Genomic DNA, 16565 nt, shown 5'->3' on the forward strand with positions numbered 1-16565 from the left:
CTATTTCCCGCGCAGATCCTCTGTCCACTCTCCGGCAGCTTTTGCCTCGGCCTCATGCTCCGGGTCACGCCATGTCTCCTGCAAGGCTGCGTCTTGCCATTCCTGCATTGCGGTTAAGGACAGGATATTGGTTTTGTAATGCTCTGAGGCGGCAGACAGTGGCGTTCCGTAGGTCTGAAAGCGAAAAACCACCGGGCAGAAAAACGCGTCCACGGCTGTGAACTGCTCACCGGCCAAAAACGGTCCGCCGAACAATTCCAGACCTTGCTGCCAAAGCGCGTCGACACGCGAAATGTCTTTCTGCAAGCTTTGACTCATTGCGGCTGGACGGATGCGAAGACCAACACTCATGGGGTGATCGTTACGCAATGCCTGAAAGCCGGAATGCATTTCGGCAGCAGCAGAACGAGACCATGCACGCGCTTTCGCATTGTCCGACCAGACGCCCTTATGCCGCTCTGCCAGATACTCGATGATCGACAGCGAATCCCATACCGTCAAATCACTCTGGACAAGGCAAGGAACTCTTGCCGTTGGTGAAAATGTCGAGAAGTCATGGTTCGAACTGCCAAACGGCATCAGCTTTTCGTTGAACGGAATATCGAGCGTCCGCAGTAATACCCAAGGCCGTAATGACCAGGAGGAGTAGTTTTTGTTGGCGATATAAAGGTCGTACACGTCAATTCCCTCGGTTGCACCACTGTACTAGCGCAGGAAAACTCAATGACACATGCATTCCGCCTAATGGCTCGCTTGAAATTATTTGATGTTTGAAGGTTTCACGCTTTCAAAACAAAACGTCAGAAAAACACGCCACTTTTTTCACGTGCCGCACTCACAAACCAAAAGCATTGCGGTAAATTCGTGAGCCAGCTAACGAATATCTTTCACCCAATCAAATGCGAATGAAAATCTTCGCTAAAACTGCTGGAAAAGCAGCAAAAACGTCAAATCACTTAGTGATAGCGACGGATAAGACCCACCAGCTTACCTTGAATCTTCACCCGGTCAGGTCCAAAAATCCGGGTTTCATATGCAGGGTTTGCCGCTTCAAGCGCGATCGATGCACCTTTGCGGCGGAAGCGCTTGAGGGTTGCTTCTTCGTCATCGACGAGGGCTACGACAATATCACCCGGATTGGCTGTGCTTCCGTCGCGAATAATGACCGTATCGCCGTCGAAAATACCGGCTTCGATCATCGAATCGCCTTTAACTTCAAGCGCATAATGCTCACCCGAACCCAGCATATCCATCGGAACGACGACATCGTGGGTGTTGTTCTGGATGGCGGAAATCGGTACGCCCGCCGCGATACGGCCCATAACAGGGACGCTGACGGCGTTCAAAACACTATCATTCGAGGGCTTCGGAGGCGCAGGCTCGACTGCCTTCGGTTTACCAAGGCTGCCTTCAATCACGCTTGGGGAAAACCCGCGCTGTGGCTTGATGCTCGGTGAATAAGCCTCGGGCAATTTGATGACTTCCAGCGCGCGAGCGCGATTCGGTAGCCGGCGAATAAACCCGCGCTCTTCAAGGGCTGTAATCAGCCGATGAATGCCGGACTTCGACGCAAGATCGAGTGCATCCTTCATTTCATCAAAAGAAGGCGGTACACCGGACTCCTTCATTCGCTCGTGAATGAAAAGAAGCAATTCCTGCTGTTTGCGCGTGAGCATGAAGAAGCACCCTTGGGATTCGAGGCGAAGATTCGCGAAACAAATACAGAACGAACACTATATGTTCCATATGTGTTCTGCAATCCCTTAAAATTCGGTGAAGTATGGATCGGCGCCCCGTTGACGAGTAACTTGCTGGCACCATGGCTTGCTGCTAAGTGCGTTGCCAGTCTGAGATAAGGGGCCGATTATTGGCTTGCGCCTGTAATAATACCCGTTTGCTTCCGAGGAAAGACGATGAGTGTGACGAATAATCTGAAAGTGGTTGCGGGCGAGGGTGCCGGTGCTGTGTCTTTCTCCAATGCCGAGCGCTTCACATTGATAGCCGGGCCATGCCAGATGGAAAGCCGTGATCATGCTTTCATGATTGCCGAAACACTGGCGGAACTGTGCGGCAAGCTGGGTATCGGGCTGGTCTATAAGTCCTCTTTCGATAAAGCGAATCGCACCTCTCTTTCCGGTCAGCGCGGCATTGGCATCGATAAGGCGCTCGACGTTTTTGCTGAATTGAAGACGCAGTTCGGCTTTCCGGTTTTGACGGATATTCACACGGAAGAGCAATGCGCCGCCGTTGCGCCGGTTGTCGATGTTCTGCAAATCCCTGCGTTCCTCAGTCGCCAGACGGACCTTCTGGTTGCGGCAGCGAAGACAGGACGTGTCATCAATGTCAAAAAAGGCCAGTTTCTAGCGCCTTGGGATATGAAGAACGTGCTGGCCAAGCTGAACGATAGCGGCAACCCGAATGTGCTGCTGTGCGAACGCGGCGCATCGTTCGGCTACAATACACTCGTTTCGGATATGCGTTCCTTGCCGATCATGGCATCGCTCGGCGCGCCTGTTGTTTTCGATGCGACTCACTCCGTGCAGCAGCCCGGCGGGCAGGGCGGCTCCAGCGGTGGACAGCGGGAATTCGTGGAAACGCTTTCGCGTGCCGCTATCGCTGTGGGTGTGGCCGGTCTGTTCGTGGAGACTCACGAAGACCCGGACAATGCGCCGTCCGATGGCCCGAACATGGTGCATTTGAAGGATATGCCGAAGCTGCTGGAAAAGCTGCTGGCCTTTGACAACATCGCCAAGGCGGTGTGACGGGTTTTGGCCCCAATTGATTTTTATGAAAAACCGGCGCCTGAAGCGGGCGCCGTCATTGTAATTTCTTCTGCATGGTCTACAGCGACCGGAGAAGTTTAATCGAGCAGCCCTTTCTGGCGCCCTGTTTTATCGCGCAACCCATTCGAAAAGTGCTTCACAGTTTTCGGTATGCGCTTTAAGACAGGCAACTGAAAAATTCTGTTCCATTCCCAAGGGAGAGACCATGACAGCCATTACCGACATCATCGCACGCGAAATTCTCGATAGCCGTGGCAATCCAACTGTCGAGGTGGATGTCCATCTTGAAGACGGTTCCTTCGGCCGTGCAGCGGTTCCATCTGGCGCATCGACGGGCGCGCATGAAGCCGTTGAATTGCGCGATGGTGGCAAGCGTTACCTGGGTAAAGGCGTTGAAAAGGCCGTTGAAGCCGTCAACACGGAAATCTTCGAAGCGCTTGATGGTCTTGATGCTGAAAGCCAGATCTACATCGACCAGACGCTGATCGCGCTGGACGGCACACCCAACAAGTCGCGCCTCGGCGCGAACGCCATTCTCGGCGTATCGCTTGCTGTTGCCAAGGCTGCTGCCGATGCGACTGGCCTGCCGCTTCACCGTTATCTCGGTGGTCCAAACGCGCATCTGCTGCCAGTACCGATGATGAACATCATCAACGGTGGCGCACATGCCGATAACCCGATCGATTTTCAGGAATTCATGATTCTGCCAGTTGGCGCGGAAAGCATCCGTGACGCTGTGCGCATCGGCGCTGAAATCTTCCACGTTCTGAAAAAGGAACTGTCTTCGCAGGGCCACAACACCAACGTTGGTGACGAAGGTGGTTTTGCACCAGGCCTGAAAAGCGCGCCTGAAGCTCTCGATTTCATCGTGAAGTCGATTGAAAAGGCCGGTTACAAGCCGGGCGACGACGTTTTCCTTGGTCTGGATTGCGCTTCGACGGAATTCTTCAAGAACGGCAAATACGCGCTGGAAGGTGAAGGCCGCACGCTGGAGCCTGAAGCCATGGCGGATTACCTCGCTGAACTGGCCGGCAAATACCCGATCATCTCCATCGAAGACGGTATGGCCGAAGACGATTGGGAAGGCTGGAAGTACCTGACCGACAAGATTGGCTCCAAGGTTCAACTGGTTGGCGACGATCTTTTCGTGACCAACTCTGCCCGCCTCCGTGACGGTATCAAGATGGGCGTTGCAAACTCCATTCTCGTCAAGGTCAACCAGATCGGCTCGCTGACGGAAACGCTTGATGCTGTCGAAACGGCGCACAAGGCCGGTTACACGGCTGTTCTGTCTCACCGTTCTGGCGAAACCGAAGATTCGACGATTGCCGATCTCGCTGTTGCCACCAACTGCGGACAGATCAAGACAGGCTCGCTGTCGCGCTCTGACCGCCTTGCAAAGTACAACCAGTTGATCCGCATTGAAGAAATGCTCGGTCCACAGGCAGCTTATGCAGGTCGCTCTATCCTTCGCGGATAATTCGACTCACCAATTTTAAGAAAAGGCTCGCAATTTGCGGGCCTTTTTTTGTGCATTGCGGTGGTTGGGGATTTAAGGTCAACGGATGGTTAAACAAATGCAGCTATGGTGGATGCAGTAGCGCGTTTGAAGGCTGTTTCAGAGTATGTGGACCAAGCATCACAAGAAAAGACGTTTTGGCCGTCTTGTCGTTCCGGCAATCACGGTCGCCTTCCTTTCCTATTTCGGGTATCATTCCATTCATGGCGACTTCGGGCTTCAGGCCACGGAGCGGCTGGAGCGTCAGCGTATCGCCAGAACGGCAGAGCTTGCGAAACTCACCAAAACCCGCGTTGCACTGGAACGTCAGGTTGAATTGATGAGCGATGGGTCGCTTGAGCGCGATATGATCGATGAAATCTCGCGCTATCAGCTGAATATGTCGCGTTCAGACGAAATCGTCATCATGAACACATATTTTTGATTAACCTAATTCCGGTTAATCAACTTTTTTAATTTATTCACAGCTACTTAGCGAGAATATGAGCCATGCGTTTATGGCATTGCTGCTTCGCGTTTTCTTGAATAAGGTGCGCTCCAATCCAACCATTCTAATGGCAACTCAGGGAGGGATGAATGGCGCCGCGAAAAACCGCGACCGTATCCGGCCGAAAGACTACGGCAAAGACAGCCGCCAAGGAATTTACTGGCAAGAATACGCCGGACTTTGGCAAGGATGAAGAGCTGCACGCTTATCGTGAGATGCTGTTGATCCGTCGCTTCGAAGAAAAAGCCGGCCAGTTGTACGGCATGGGCTTCATCGGGGGCTTCTGTCACCTCTACATTGGACAGGAAGCTGTCGTTGTCGGCATGAACATGTCGCAGAAGGAAGGCGATCAGGTCATTACCGCTTACCGTGACCACGGCCATATGCTGGCTGCCGGCATGAGTGCGCGTGGCGTGATGGCCGAGCTGACCGGACGTCAGGGTGGTTTGTCCAAGGGTAAGGGCGGCTCCATGCACATGTTCTCGAAAGAGAAGCATTTCTATGGCGGCCACGGCATCGTCGGTGCCCAGGTTTCGCTCGGAACCGGTCTTGCCTTCGCAAACAAGTATCGCGGCAATGACAATGTGTCGGTCGCTTACTTCGGTGATGGCGCTGCCAACCAGGGTCAGGTTTACGAGAGCTTCAACATGGCTGCTCTCTGGAAACTGCCGATCATCTACATCGTTGAAAACAACCATTACGCAATGGGAACGTCGACAGCCCGTGCAACGGCGCAGTCCAACTACTCGCTGCGTGGTTCCGGCTTCGGCATTCCCGGCATTCAGGTGGACGGCATGGATGTTCGCGCCGTCAAGGCTGCTGCGGATGAAGCGCTTGAGCACTGCCGTTCCGGCAAGGGCCCAATCATTCTGGAAATGCTGACATATCGTTATCGCGGTCACTCCATGTCCGACCCGGCGAAATATCGCTCCAAGGACGAAGTGCAGAAGATGCGCGCGGAACACGACCCGATCGAGCAGGTTAAAGTGCGGTTGATTGAAAAAGGTTGGGCAACTGAGGAAGAGCTGAAGCTCATCGACAAGGATGTTCGTGACATCGTTGCCGATAGCGCAGAATTCGCCCAGACCGATCCAGAGCCGGATGTATCCGAGCTCTACACCGACATTCTGCTCTGATCCGGGAAGGGAGACATCATGCCTATAGAAATTCTTATGCCCGCCCTTTCCCCAACCATGGAGGAAGGCACGCTTTCCAAGTGGTTGAAGAAGGAAGGCGACACTGTCGCTTCTGGCGATGCCATCGCTGAAATCGAAACCGACAAGGCAACCATGGAAGTGGAAGCTGTTGACGAAGGCGTTATCGGAAAGCTGCTGATCGAAGCTGGCACCGAAGGCGTCAAGGTCAACACGGCAATTGCTATTCTGCTTCAGGATGGCGAAAGCGCTGACGCCGTTTCTTCGTCCTCGAAGAAAGAAGAGCCGAAGACGCAGGCCGCAAACTCTGATTCTGACGCTGCTGGCGGCAAGACCCGCGAAGCAAGCGAAGAGCCTTCTGCTGCCAAGGAAGCCGCAAAAGTTCCTGCCGCGCCGAAGATCGAAGTTGCTGCCGACCCGGATATTCCTGAAGGCACTGAATTCGTCACGCAGACCGTGCGCGAAGCGCTTCGTGATGCGATGGCTGAAGAAATGCGCGCTGACGAAAAAGTTTTCGTCATGGGCGAAGAAGTGGCCGAATATCAGGGCGCTTACAAGATCACTCAAGGGTTGTTGCAGGAATTCGGCGCTAAGCGCGTGATCGATACGCCGATTACCGAACACGGCTTTGCCGGTATCGGTGTTGGTGCAGCGATGACGGGTCTTCGCCCGATTGTTGAATTCATGACGTTCAACTTCGCCATGCAGGCCATCGACCAGATCGTCAACTCTGCCGCCAAGACGCTTTATATGTCTGGTGGACAGATGGGCGCGCCAATGGTGTTCCGTGGTCCTTCGGGCGCGGCTGCCCGCGTGGCTGCACAGCACTCGCAGTGCTATGCCGCTTGGTACAGCCACATTCCGGGCCTCAAGGTCATCATGCCTTACACGGCTGCTGATGCGAAGGGTCTGCTGAAGGCGGCGATCCGCGATCCAAACCCGATCATCTTCCTTGAAAACGAAATTCTGTACGGCCAGAGCTTCGAAGTGCCTAAGCTGGATGATTTCGTGCTGCCAATCGGCAAGGCGCGCATTCACCGCAAGGGCAAGGATGCGACCATCGTATCCTTTGGTATCGGCATGACCTACGCCATCAAGGCTGTTGCGGAACTCGAAAAGCTCGGCATCGACGTTGAACTGATCGACCTGCGCACCATCCGTCCGATGGATCTCCCGACAGTGATCGAATCGGTCAAGAAAACCGGTCGTCTGGTGACGGTGGAAGAAGGCTTCCCACAGTCATCGGTCGGTGACTTCATTTCCAACAGCGTTCAGCGCGCCGCATTCGATTATCTCGATGCGCCGATCCTGACGATTGCTGGCAAGGACGTTCCGATGCCTTACGCAGCGAACCTCGAAAAGCTGGCTCTGCCCAATGTCGATGAAGTCATTCAGGCCGTCAAAACCGTCTGCTACAAGTAAAGGAGGGGATTGTGAGTAAAATTAAACAAATCCTCCCGGCAACTGAAAATTGGTATCGTGTTCTAGGGTCTAAAGATGCGCCTCAGTTCGAGCGTGTGATCTTCTGGGCTGTTATCAATGACGGTGAAGGTGATGTGATCGCCGGTGTTCCGCGTGAGAATATCGGCGTTATCGGTGCCGTTAGCGAATGGCTTAGCGATGTAGCGGGATATATTGAAATCTCGCCGTCGCAGCTGGATCGGCTGGCGGAACATCCTGAAGAGTTGGAACAATATAATCTCGTTTGGGGGGAGGGCTAGTTATGCCTATCAACATCACAATGCCTGCCCTGTCTCCCACGATGGAAGAAGGCAACCTTACCAAGTGGTTGGTCAAGGAAGGCGATAAAGTTGGTCCCGGCGATGTTATCGCTGAGATCGAAACCGACAAGGCGACCATGGAAGTGGAAGCCGTGGATGAGGGTGTGGTTGCAAAGCTTCTCGTTCCAGCCGGCAGCGAAGGCGTTAAAGTCAACGCCGTGATCGCGATCCTGGCTGGTGAAGGCGAAGATGTAGCTGAAGCTGCAAAGGGCGGCGATGCCGCACCTGCAAAGGCTGAGGCTCCGAAACAGGAAGCCAAGACCGAAGCACCAAAGGCAGAAGCAGCAGCACCGGCCAAGGCTGAAAAGCCCGTTGCCGATCAAGGCCCTGCACCGTCCACGCCACCGCCTGTCGCAAAGTCCGGCGAACGCATCTTCGCGTCGCCTCTGGCACGGCGTCTGGCAAAGGATGCCGGTCTTGATCTCGTCGCGGTTTCCGGTTCCGGCCCCCATGGCCGCATCGTCAAGACCGACGTGGAAAAGGCCGTCGCTTCCGGTGGTGCGAAGGCGGCTCCGGCTGCTGCTGCATCCGCTGGCGCTCCGGCTCCTGCACCTGCCAAGGGTCCGTCGGACGAAAACGTTCTCAAGCTGTTTGCGGAAGGCTCTTACGAACTTCTGCCGCATGACGGCATGCGCAAGACGATTGCCTCGCGCCTGACGGAGTCGACGCAGACCGTACCTTCCTACACGGTCTCGATGGAATGCGAACTCGATGCGATGCTGAAGCTGCGCGCCGAGATCAATGCCTCGGCACCGGTGAAGAAGACGGAGAAGGGCGAGGTTCCGGCCTTCAAGCTTTCCGTCAACGACTTCATCATCAAGGCGATGGCGCTTGCGCTGCGTGACGTTCCGATGGCGAATGCCTCATGGACTTCGACGGCCCGTGTTCTGCACAAGCACGCCGATGTCGGCGTCGCTGTGTCGATCCCGGATGGTCTGATCACGCCTATCGTGAGAAATGCCGAGACGAAGACCCTTTCGGCCATTTCCAACGAGGTCAAGGATCTCGCCAAGCGTGCCCGCGATAAGAAGCTGAAGCCGGAAGAATATCAGGGCGGCACAACGTCTGTGTCTAACCTCGGCATGTTCGGCGTCTCTTCGTTCACGTCGATCGTTAATCTGCCGCAGGCATCCATCGTTTCGATCGGTGCTGGCGTGGAGAAGCCGGTCGTACGCGGCGGCAAGATCGAAGTAGGTACGGTGATGACCGCGACTTTCGCCTTCGACCACCGCGTCATCGACGGTGCGCTCGGTGCGGAACTCGCTTCTGCCTTCAAGCGCTACATCGAAAACCCGATGGGCATGCTGGTCTAAGAAACCACCCGGGCCGGAAACCGGATCACGGTTTTCGGCTCGCTCCATTCAGGAGTTGGACGTGACAAAAACCGTTCTTTGCTATGGCGATAGTTTGACATGGGGTTATGACGCCGAAAATCTCGGTCGTCATGCCTTTGAAGATCGCTGGCCCAGCGTGCTGCAAAGGGCGTTGGGAACGGACGTGAATGTCATTGCCGAAGGCCTGAACGGCCGGACGACCGCGTATGATGATCATCTTTCGGACTGTGACCGCAACGGCGCGCGCATCTTGCCCACGCTTTTGCACAGCCATGGTCCGCTTGATCTCGTCATCATCATGCTCGGCACCAATGATCTCAAGCGAGGCATCGGTGCCGGTTCTGCGGTTGGTGCAGTGAAAGGCGTGGAGCGCCTTATACAGCTGGTGCGCCACCACATCTGGTCCTTTGAGCAAGAGCAGCCGGAAATACTGATCGTTTCCGCGCCGCACATTTGCGAAACGGGCAACGAATTTTTTGCTGCCATGTATGCAGGTGCAATCGAGCAGTCGCAGATGATGGGTTCACTCTATCGCGATCTGGCGGATGAGAAGGGCTGCGGCTTTTTCGATGCCGCATCTGTCGCGGTAACGACACCTCTTGATGGTGTGCATCTGGATGCTGAAAACACACGTGCGATTGGTCGCGGGCTGGAGCCTGTGGTGCGCATGATGCTTGGAATTTAGCGCATCGGCCCGAAAATCGGGATCGATTTTCGGAAAGCATGATGCGTCATTTAAAAGAGACAATCGATTGAAGCGGCGACCAAGGTGTTGCCCTCAAGAAGACAAAGGCAGGAAACAACAATGGCTCAGTCTTATGACGTCATCATCATCGGTTCGGGTCCGGGCGGTTACGTCACGGCCATTCGCGCCGCACAACTGGGCCTGAAGACGGCTATCGTCGAGCGCGAGCATCTGGGCGGCATCTGCCTGAACTGGGGCTGCATTCCGACCAAGGCGCTGCTGCGCTCCGCTGAAGTTCTGGACAACGCCAATCATGCCAAGAGCTACGGCTTGAAGCTAGAAGGCACCATCACAGCAGACGTCAAGGAAGTGGTCGCCCGTTCGCGTGGCGTTTCCGCGCGCCTGAACGGCGGCGTTGCCTACCTGATGAAAAAGAACAAGATCGACGTCATCTGGGGCGAGGCAAAGCTGACCAAGCCGAACGAGATCGTCGTTGGCAAATCCTCCAAGCCTGTTGTCGAGCCACAGAACCCGGTTCCAAAGGGCGTGCTGGGTGAGGGCACTTACACGGCAAAACACATCATTGTCGCCACAGGTGCGCGTCCACGCGCACTGCCCGGCATCGAGCCGGATGGCAAGCTGATCTGGACTTACTTCGAAGCCATGAAGCCTGATTTCATGCCGAAATCCATCGTCGTGATGGGCTCCGGTGCCATTGGCATCGAGTTTGCCTCCTTCTACCGCTCCATGGGCGTGGATGTGACGGTTGTTGAGTTGATGGCCAATGTCATGCCGGTGGAAGACGTTGAAATTTCCACACTCGCCCGCAAGCAGTTGGAAAAGCGCGGCCTCAAGATCATCACGGAAGCCAAGGTGTCCAAGGTCGATAAGGGCGCGAATTCGATTACGGCGCATGTCGAAACCAAGGACGGCAAGGTTCAGCAGATCATTGCGGATCGCCTGATTTCGGCTGTCGGCGTGCAGGGCAATATCGAAAATCTAGGTCTGGAAGCGCTTGGCGTGAAGACGGATCGCGGTTGCGTGGTGATTGACGGTTACGGCAAGACCAATGTTCCCGGTCTTTATGCCATTGGCGATGTCGCGGGTCCGCCAATGCTGGCTCACAAGGCAGAGCATGAAGGCGTGATCTGCATCGAAAAGATTGCCGGTTTGCCGAATGTTCACCCAATGGACAAGCTGAAAATCCCCGGCTGCACCTATTGCAACCCGCAGGTCGCCTCGGTTGGCCTAACGGAAGCCAAGGCGAAGGAACTGGGCCGCGACATCCGCGTTGGCCGTTATTCCTTCTCGGCCAACGGCAAGGCGATTGCGCTGGGTGAAGATCAGGGCATGGTCAAGACCATTTTCGACAAGAAGACCGGCGAACTGATCGGCGCGCACATGGTTGGTGCGGAAGTCACCGAACTCATTCAGGGCTTTGTCGTCGCCATGAACCTCGAAACCACCGAGGAAGAACTGATGCACACGATCTTCCCGCATCCGACCCTTTCGGAAATGATGAAGGAAAGTGTTCTCGACGCCTATGGACGCGTGCTGAACGCATAAATATCCGGCAATACCCGGCATTGCCTTGGCGGGCCGGGTACACCATATGTCGCTAAACTGTGGTTGACGGGAGTATGGAATGGAAAGTGTAGGCTGGATTGCGGCAATCTTCATCGGCGGATTGGCTGGTTGGCTTGCTGGTAAACTCATGGACATGCGTTTCGGCATTTTCATGAATATCATTCTTGGTATCGTTGGTTCCGTTGTGGCCGTGGCCGTGTTGCGGACTTTCGATGTGTTCGTGCAGGACAGCCGCTTGGGCTATTTCGTCACATCTTTCTTGGGCGCCAGCATTCTGTTATTTCTTGCCAAGCTCGTCAGGCGTTAAACCCGTTTAAAACACGGTAGAAGCAGGTCTCTTATGGTCACTATTCTCGACAGGACATCGCTGGAAGAAAAGCGCGTTCGCCACCCGGAAAAGGCAAAACGGCCTGATACCGAAGTCATGCGCAAGCCGGACTGGATTCGCGTTAAAGCGCCGACGTCCAAGGGTTACCATGAGACGCGCGAACTGGTGCGGTCACACAAGCTGGTGACCGTCTGCGAGGAGGCTGGCTGTCCGAATATTGGCGAGTGCTGGGAAAAGAAGCACGCCACCTTCATGATCATGGGTGAGATTTGCACCCGCGCCTGCGCCTTCTGTAATGTCTCCACCGGCAAGCCGAATGCGCTCGATATGCTTGAGCCCGAGAACGTTGCAAAGGCCGTCAAACAGATGGGCCTCAGCCACGTCGTCATCACCTCTGTGGACCGCGACGATCTGGCAGACGGTGGTGCCGAGCATTTCGAGAAGGTGATCTGGGCGATCCGCGCTTCTGCACCCAATACGACCATCGAAATCCTGACGCCAGACTTCCTGAAAAAGCCGGGCGCGCTGGAGCGTGTCGTGGCTGCCAAGCCAGACGTGTTCAACCACAACATGGAAACCGTTCCGGGCAACTATCTGACGGTTCGTCCGGGTGCGCGCTACTTCCACTCCGTGCGGCTGTTGCAGCGCGTGAAGGAACTGGACCCCACCATGTTCACCAAATCCGGCATCATGGTTGGCCTGGGTGAAGAGCGCAATGAAGTGCTGCAATTGATGGACGACTTGCGCACCGCGGATGTCGACTTCCTGACCATCGGCCAGTATCTCCAGCCAACGCGCAAGCACCACAAGGTCGAAGCGTTTGTGACACCGGAAGAGTTCAAGTCTTACGAGACGATCGCATACACCAAGGGCTTCCTGATGGTGTCATCCAGCCCGCTGACCCGTTCTTCTCACCATGCGGGTGATGACTTTGAACGTCTGCGTGCTAATCGCGAGAAGAAGCTGCTGGCGGCTGCGGAATAAGCTGCTGTCAGCAAGTGACACCGGATATTTCAGCGCATCAGTCACTCTCGACGTCATCCTCGGGCTTGTCCCGAGGATCTACCGACGTGGCAAAAAATGAGGCGTAGCAGATGCTCGGGACAAGCTCGAGCATGACGAATGAGGGTGCTATGAGCCTGTTCAAAAAAACTCACGCCCACACCTCACAAGTAATATTTACCCATGCACCTTGGTGGGCCTATGCGCCTGCATACACAGCAACACGCTCACCACGACTGAAACAATAGCCGCGTTTTCGATCAGCGTCGGTCCACGCTGCTCCCACAGAAAACCGTAGAGCAAAGCAAACAGTGTTTCGAACAGGATCATCTGCCCCACCATCGTCAGCGGCAGCAGGCGGCTCATGCGGTTCCACAGGGCATTACCGAGGATAGAGGCTGAGAAGCCGAGCCCGGCAGCGACCGCCAGGAATTGCGTCCAGTCTTCATTGGTGTGGACGGTCTCGCCAAAGGCAAAGGCGGGAATGGCCAGCGCCAGCGCCAAGCCCCCTGTCACAACGCCTGTCATCAGGTTCCACTCATCGGCAGTGACGTCATGCAAGCGGGTGAGCCAGCGGGCGTTTCCAACGGCGAAGGCTGTCCATGAAGCGAGTGCGCCAAGGGCACAGGCAAGACCCACGATCTTTGCCATATCCAGTCCGCCGTCACCTTCCGTCAGCGATTGCCATGAAATGCCGAGGATGCCGATTGCGCCGAAGAGCAGCGACGGCCAGAGGCGTTTGAGGGAAACAGCACCGTGATCGCGACTGCCAATGATCGTGACTGCCACAGGCAAAAAGCCTATTATAATCGAGGTGAAGGCGACGCCACTCAGCTGCACCGCCGTCGAGATCAAAACATAATAGATGATGTTGCCGACAAGGCTCAGCCAGCCCAGCGCAATCCATTCCGCCTTGCCGAAACGCGAGGCCACGCGCCGGATTTTCGGGCCGATCAGGATGAGGGCGATGAGGCCGTAGGTAAGATATCGCGCCGTGGAAAGCTGCAATGGCGTGAAGCCGGCGGGGATGAGCTTTGGAGCGAGAAATATTCCGCCCCAAAGCGCGCCCGCCAACATGCCGTAAAATACACCTGTTCCAGTCTTGTTCATGTCATGCCCATTCGTTGCCACGGGCTGTTTGCCATGGCCGAGGCGGGCTGTCTTGACATAAACTACTGTTGTTGGGCGTTATTTGCGCGTCTGTATGCAGCCGGTGTGGTGCCCATCGTTTTCTTCATGGCGCGGGTGAGGGCGGTTTGATCGGAAAAGCCGGCCCTATCGGCAATTTCCGCGACGGCCAGCGAAGAGTGCGCCAAAAGCGCACATATCTTTTTCATTCGAATATCGGACAACCAAATATGCGGCGTTTCATCGAATTCTTCACGGAAAATAACGTGAAGTCGACTGACGCTGATATCTGCATGATCCGCCATGCGCTCAAGGCTCCAAGGCATAAAGGGATCGATTTCCATCAACGCCTTGAGGGCTGAAAGTCGGGACATGACATCCGGGTTTTCGTTCGCAAGACTTTCCATGAGCATCCTTGCCCAAAGCGCGTCCGTGCCAACCTCGTCATTACCCTTGTGCCTGACGTGGCGCATGTAGTTCACGAGCCGCAATGTTCTTTGGGAAAGATCGATAAAAGGTCTGGAGGAGAAGTTGTCGAGAAGCTGCGCAGAGACGCTCTTTTCATCCACATCGACAATCAGCGAGCGGTTTAACCCATCGCTCTTTTGTGTGTGGAGTGCGTCCCGATGGATCAAAACGCCCTTCGAGGGCGATAGCTTTTCCTGCAAACCACAGACGTCGATTTCAAGCTGACCGGCAACGGGCAGAACCAGCTGCACGAAGCCGTGTCGTTCCTTGGGACGCTCTTCGCCATACGATCGGAGGTCGACAGACACGGATTTCATGCGTGTTTCCTCCTGATCCCGTAAAACGAAATGTGGCCGCGACGCGACCACTCAATGCCTTCATATTCGCATGTTGAACAACAAACGGCCAGCCTAAACCTCAGACTTCGGCTTCCTGTTTTATCGTTGATTCGCCGCGCTTGCGCTTACGCAGAACCGGCTTATTCTCGCGCGCCTCACATTTTGCGACATCAATAAGATACGCCAGCATGGGCATACTGTTCATGGAAGCCAGCTGTTTGGCGGATTCGAGAAGATTGATGATGTTGGAAAAGTCGTCCATTGCTGTACTCGGCAGGTTTCTGTGGTCAGATATCTATTGGAAACGTGCCAGATATGAAAGCGCGAGAAAATGAGTATCCGGCGCAGTTGCATCTCATGGCTGCAATCTTTGTAGCACATAAATAGTGATCAGGCTAATATGGTTGCAATAGCCAATTTCTGCAAGCAGCTATGCAAGGGTGACGAGGATGGGTTTCGTTGACGACATTGAAAGCGCCGCCTCTCTTCTCTCAAAAGCATCTCGGGTAACAGTCGTCGGCAATTCAGGGGCCGGAAAAACGACTTTTTCAAGAGCGCTGGCTGACAATAGAAAACTGGAATATTTTTCGATTGATCGAGATGTGCGCTGGTTAACCTCCTGGACTCAACGGGAAACAGGCGCGCAACGCCGCATCATCGAAAATATTGTCAGCCGTGACCGGTGGGTGCTGGAAGGTGCCAATCCCTCCACCTTTGATCTGCGGCTGCCCCGCACCGACGTTGTCGTGTGGATGCGTTTGCCGCGCCTGACATGCCTCACCGGCGTTGTCCGGCGGGTGGTGAAATATTACGGAACGGTTCGGCCCGATATGGCGGACGGTTGCCCTGAACCGATACCGGACAGAGAGTTTCTCAGTTACATATGGAACTTCGAGAAGCGCCATGCGCCGATATTTCTGCGCAATTTCGAGCTTTACGGGCCGCACGTGCCGATATTTCAGGTGAAATCCAGAGCGCATGCGCGTCACCTTCTTGATCTTATTCGCGCCGCGCATTAACTCCGGCTCATGCCGCACTTTGAAACCCGCAGACACGTCAAACACTCTTCAGAACGGATGTATAATCTCGTTGCCGATGTGGAGAGATATCCGGAATTTTTGCCGCTCTGCGAAGGTTTGACCATTCGTTCTAAAAAAGAGCGAGACGGCAAGACATTAATGATTGCGGATATGACGGTCGGCTACAAAGCCTTTCGCGAAACATTCACGACGCAGGTGTTGTTGAAACCAGAAGAACACGCAATCGACGTGAAATATCTGGACGGCCCGTTCAAATATCTCGACAATCGCTGGCGTTTTGAGCCAACGGAAGATGGTGGCTGCTCGGTCTATTTCTTCATCGATTACGAATTCAAAAGCCGCATTCTGGGCGCCGTCATGGGTTCCATGTTCGACCGTGCCTTCCGCATGTTCGCTGAGGCGTTCGAGGCGCGGGCCAACAAGATTTATATGGACTGAGACAGTTCGATCAGCATGTCCAGCGCGGTTTTGACAGTCGCCAGCCGCACTGCATCGCGCCCGATATCGCCGTAACGCATGTCCCGGTGAATAAAGCGACCGTTCCGGCATTTCGCCGCTAGATGCACGAGGCCAACCGGTTTCATCGCTGAACCTCCACCCGGACCGGCAATGCCGGTGACCGCAACGGAAAAATGGGCGCGTGATCTGAACAGCGCACCATGCGCCATTTGCAGCGCCGTTTCTTTGGAAACTGCGCCAAATCCATTCAACGTGGCGGACGTTACCCCCAGCATGTCCATCTTGGCGTCATTCGTGTAGGTCACGAAACCACGATCCACGACGGCGGAAGAACCGGAAATCTCTGTCAGAGCGCCCGCGATCAGCCCACCAGTGCAGCTTTCTGCCGTGGAAAGCATATGTCCCCGGTCGGTGAACTCCAGCACGATTTTGCGCGCCAGAGATTCGATATCCTGCGGAAATATGCTCATGC

General features: G+C 55.0%; 19 protein-coding genes. 13 read left to right on the plus strand and 6 right to left on the minus strand.

What is annotated here, in order from left to right:
• A complete protein-coding gene (locus RMR16_RS05340) occupies window positions 1-678 on the minus strand; it encodes a glutathione S-transferase family protein (RefSeq protein WP_320200014.1) in 678 nt (225 codons plus the stop codon).
• Between the two features lie 278 nt (window positions 679-956).
• Window positions 957-1676 (minus strand): transcriptional repressor LexA, encoded by a 720-nt coding sequence (gene lexA, locus RMR16_RS05345; protein WP_320200013.1) that lies wholly within the window; start codon window positions 1674-1676, stop codon window positions 957-959.
• A 237-nt stretch (window positions 1677-1913) separates the two neighbouring features.
• On the opposite strand from lexA, the gene kdsA reads away from it, so the two are divergent.
• From kdsA to lipA, 11 genes are all read left to right on the plus strand, one after another.
• Window positions 1914-2762, plus strand: a complete 849-nt coding sequence (kdsA, locus tag RMR16_RS05350) for a 3-deoxy-8-phosphooctulonate synthase (RefSeq protein ID WP_320200012.1) — start codon at window positions 1914-1916, stop codon at window positions 2760-2762.
• Window positions 2763-2988: 226 nt separating this feature from the next.
• Window positions 2989-4263, plus strand: coding sequence for a phosphopyruvate hydratase (eno, locus tag RMR16_RS05355; protein WP_320200011.1), 1275 nt, complete (start codon window positions 2989-2991; stop codon window positions 4261-4263).
• Window positions 4264-4408: 145 nt separating this feature from the next.
• Window positions 4409-4726, plus strand: a complete 318-nt coding sequence (locus RMR16_RS05360; protein ID WP_320200010.1) for an FtsB family cell division protein — start codon at window positions 4409-4411, stop codon at window positions 4724-4726.
• 152 nt (window positions 4727-4878) lie between these two features.
• On the plus strand, window positions 4879-5925 hold the full coding sequence (gene pdhA, locus RMR16_RS05365; protein WP_320200009.1) for a pyruvate dehydrogenase (acetyl-transferring) E1 component subunit alpha: 1047 nt from the start codon (window positions 4879-4881) through the stop codon (window positions 5923-5925).
• Window positions 5926-5943: 18 nt separating this feature from the next.
• Window positions 5944-7365 carry a pyruvate dehydrogenase complex E1 component subunit beta gene (locus RMR16_RS05370; protein ID WP_320200008.1) on the plus strand — a complete coding sequence of 474 codons (1422 nt, stop codon included), beginning with the start codon at window positions 5944-5946 and terminating at the stop codon, window positions 7363-7365.
• Between the two features lie 11 nt (window positions 7366-7376).
• A complete protein-coding gene (locus tag RMR16_RS05375) occupies window positions 7377-7664 on the plus strand; it encodes a hypothetical protein (RefSeq protein ID WP_320200007.1) in 288 nt (95 codons plus the stop codon).
• Window positions 7665-7666: 2 nt separating this feature from the next.
• On the plus strand, window positions 7667-9037 hold the full coding sequence (locus RMR16_RS05380) for a pyruvate dehydrogenase complex dihydrolipoamide acetyltransferase (RefSeq protein ID WP_320200006.1): 1371 nt from the start codon (window positions 7667-7669) through the stop codon (window positions 9035-9037).
• Window positions 9038-9098: 61 nt separating this feature from the next.
• Window positions 9099-9743, plus strand: coding sequence for an SGNH/GDSL hydrolase family protein (locus RMR16_RS05385; protein WP_320200005.1), 645 nt, complete (start codon window positions 9099-9101; stop codon window positions 9741-9743).
• A gap of 120 nt (window positions 9744-9863) precedes the next feature.
• Window positions 9864-11309 carry a dihydrolipoyl dehydrogenase gene (gene lpdA / locus RMR16_RS05390; protein WP_320200004.1) on the plus strand — a complete coding sequence of 482 codons (1446 nt, stop codon included), beginning with the start codon at window positions 9864-9866 and terminating at the stop codon, window positions 11307-11309.
• A 79-nt stretch (window positions 11310-11388) separates the two neighbouring features.
• Window positions 11389-11637, plus strand: a complete 249-nt coding sequence (locus RMR16_RS05395; protein ID WP_320200003.1) for a GlsB/YeaQ/YmgE family stress response membrane protein — start codon at window positions 11389-11391, stop codon at window positions 11635-11637.
• A 33-nt stretch (window positions 11638-11670) separates the two neighbouring features.
• The gene (gene lipA / locus RMR16_RS05400) at window positions 11671-12642 is read left to right on the plus strand and encodes a lipoyl synthase (RefSeq protein WP_320200002.1); all 972 of its coding nucleotides are present in this window, start codon (window positions 11671-11673) and stop codon (window positions 12640-12642) included.
• A 195-nt stretch (window positions 12643-12837) separates the two neighbouring features.
• Here the strand turns inward: lipA and RMR16_RS05405 are convergent, their stop codons facing one another.
• The 3 genes from RMR16_RS05405 to RMR16_RS05415 all read right to left on the minus strand — a co-directional run bounded on the left by RMR16_RS05405 (window position 12838) and on the right by RMR16_RS05415 (window position 14856).
• On the minus strand, window positions 12838-13770 hold the full coding sequence (locus RMR16_RS05405; RefSeq protein WP_320200001.1) for a DMT family transporter: 933 nt from the start codon (window positions 13768-13770) through the stop codon (window positions 12838-12840).
• A 62-nt stretch (window positions 13771-13832) separates the two neighbouring features.
• Entirely contained in the window at window positions 13833-14573 is a 741-nt protein-coding gene (locus tag RMR16_RS05410; protein WP_320200000.1) for an AraC family transcriptional regulator, read from the minus strand.
• 100 nt (window positions 14574-14673) lie between these two features.
• Complete coding sequence (locus RMR16_RS05415) at window positions 14674-14856, minus strand: hypothetical protein (protein ID WP_111838309.1); 183 nt, start codon at window positions 14854-14856, stop codon at window positions 14674-14676.
• A gap of 187 nt (window positions 14857-15043) precedes the next feature.
• Between RMR16_RS05415 and RMR16_RS05420 the strand changes: the two genes are divergently transcribed.
• Entirely contained in the window at window positions 15044-15613 is a 570-nt protein-coding gene (locus RMR16_RS05420) for an AAA family ATPase (RefSeq protein ID WP_320199999.1), read from the plus strand.
• 9 nt (window positions 15614-15622) lie between these two features.
• Complete coding sequence (locus RMR16_RS05425) at window positions 15623-16072, plus strand: type II toxin-antitoxin system RatA family toxin (protein WP_320199998.1); 450 nt, start codon at window positions 15623-15625, stop codon at window positions 16070-16072.
• On the opposite strand, the gene RMR16_RS05430 is transcribed toward RMR16_RS05425, so the two are convergent.
• Window positions 16060-16563 (minus strand): CinA family protein, encoded by a 504-nt coding sequence (locus RMR16_RS05430; RefSeq protein WP_320199997.1) that lies wholly within the window; start codon window positions 16561-16563, stop codon window positions 16060-16062. The genes RMR16_RS05425 and RMR16_RS05430 overlap by 13 nt on opposite strands.
• Window positions 16564-16565: the final 2 nt, after the last annotated feature.

The organism is Agrobacterium sp. rho-13.3, assembly GCF_033957765.2.
Classification (GTDB): domain Bacteria; phylum Pseudomonadota; class Alphaproteobacteria; order Rhizobiales; family Rhizobiaceae; genus Agrobacterium.

Coding starts and splice junctions, on each gene's coding strand:
- lexA (WP_320200013.1), bottom strand. CDS start 1,676: ATGCTCACGCGCAAACAGCAGGAATTGCTTCTTTTCATTCACGAGCGA.
- kdsA (WP_320200012.1), top strand. CDS start 1,914: ATGAGTGTGACGAATAATCTGAAAGTGGTTGCGGGCGAGGGTGCCGGT.
- eno (WP_320200011.1), top strand. CDS start 2,989: ATGACAGCCATTACCGACATCATCGCACGCGAAATTCTCGATAGCCGT.
- RMR16_RS05360 (WP_320200010.1), top strand. CDS start 4,409: ATGTGGACCAAGCATCACAAGAAAAGACGTTTTGGCCGTCTTGTCGTT.
- pdhA (WP_320200009.1), top strand. CDS start 4,879: ATGGCGCCGCGAAAAACCGCGACCGTATCCGGCCGAAAGACTACGGCA.
- RMR16_RS05370 (WP_320200008.1), top strand. CDS start 5,944: ATGCCTATAGAAATTCTTATGCCCGCCCTTTCCCCAACCATGGAGGAA.
- RMR16_RS05380 (WP_320200006.1), top strand. CDS start 7,667: ATGCCTATCAACATCACAATGCCTGCCCTGTCTCCCACGATGGAAGAA.
- lpdA (WP_320200004.1), top strand. CDS start 9,864: ATGGCTCAGTCTTATGACGTCATCATCATCGGTTCGGGTCCGGGCGGT.
- RMR16_RS05395 (WP_320200003.1), top strand. CDS start 11,389: ATGGAAAGTGTAGGCTGGATTGCGGCAATCTTCATCGGCGGATTGGCT.
- lipA (WP_320200002.1), top strand. CDS start 11,671: ATGGTCACTATTCTCGACAGGACATCGCTGGAAGAAAAGCGCGTTCGC.
- RMR16_RS05405 (WP_320200001.1), bottom strand. CDS start 13,770: ATGAACAAGACTGGAACAGGTGTATTTTACGGCATGTTGGCGGGCGCG.
- RMR16_RS05410 (WP_320200000.1), bottom strand. CDS start 14,573: ATGAAATCCGTGTCTGTCGACCTCCGATCGTATGGCGAAGAGCGTCCC.
- RMR16_RS05415 (WP_111838309.1), bottom strand. CDS start 14,856: ATGGACGACTTTTCCAACATCATCAATCTTCTCGAATCCGCCAAACAG.
- RMR16_RS05420 (WP_320199999.1), top strand. CDS start 15,044: ATGGGTTTCGTTGACGACATTGAAAGCGCCGCCTCTCTTCTCTCAAAA.
- RMR16_RS05425 (WP_320199998.1), top strand. CDS start 15,623: ATGCCGCACTTTGAAACCCGCAGACACGTCAAACACTCTTCAGAACGG.
- RMR16_RS05430 (WP_320199997.1), bottom strand. CDS start 16,563: ATGAGCATATTTCCGCAGGATATCGAATCTCTGGCGCGCAAAATCGTG.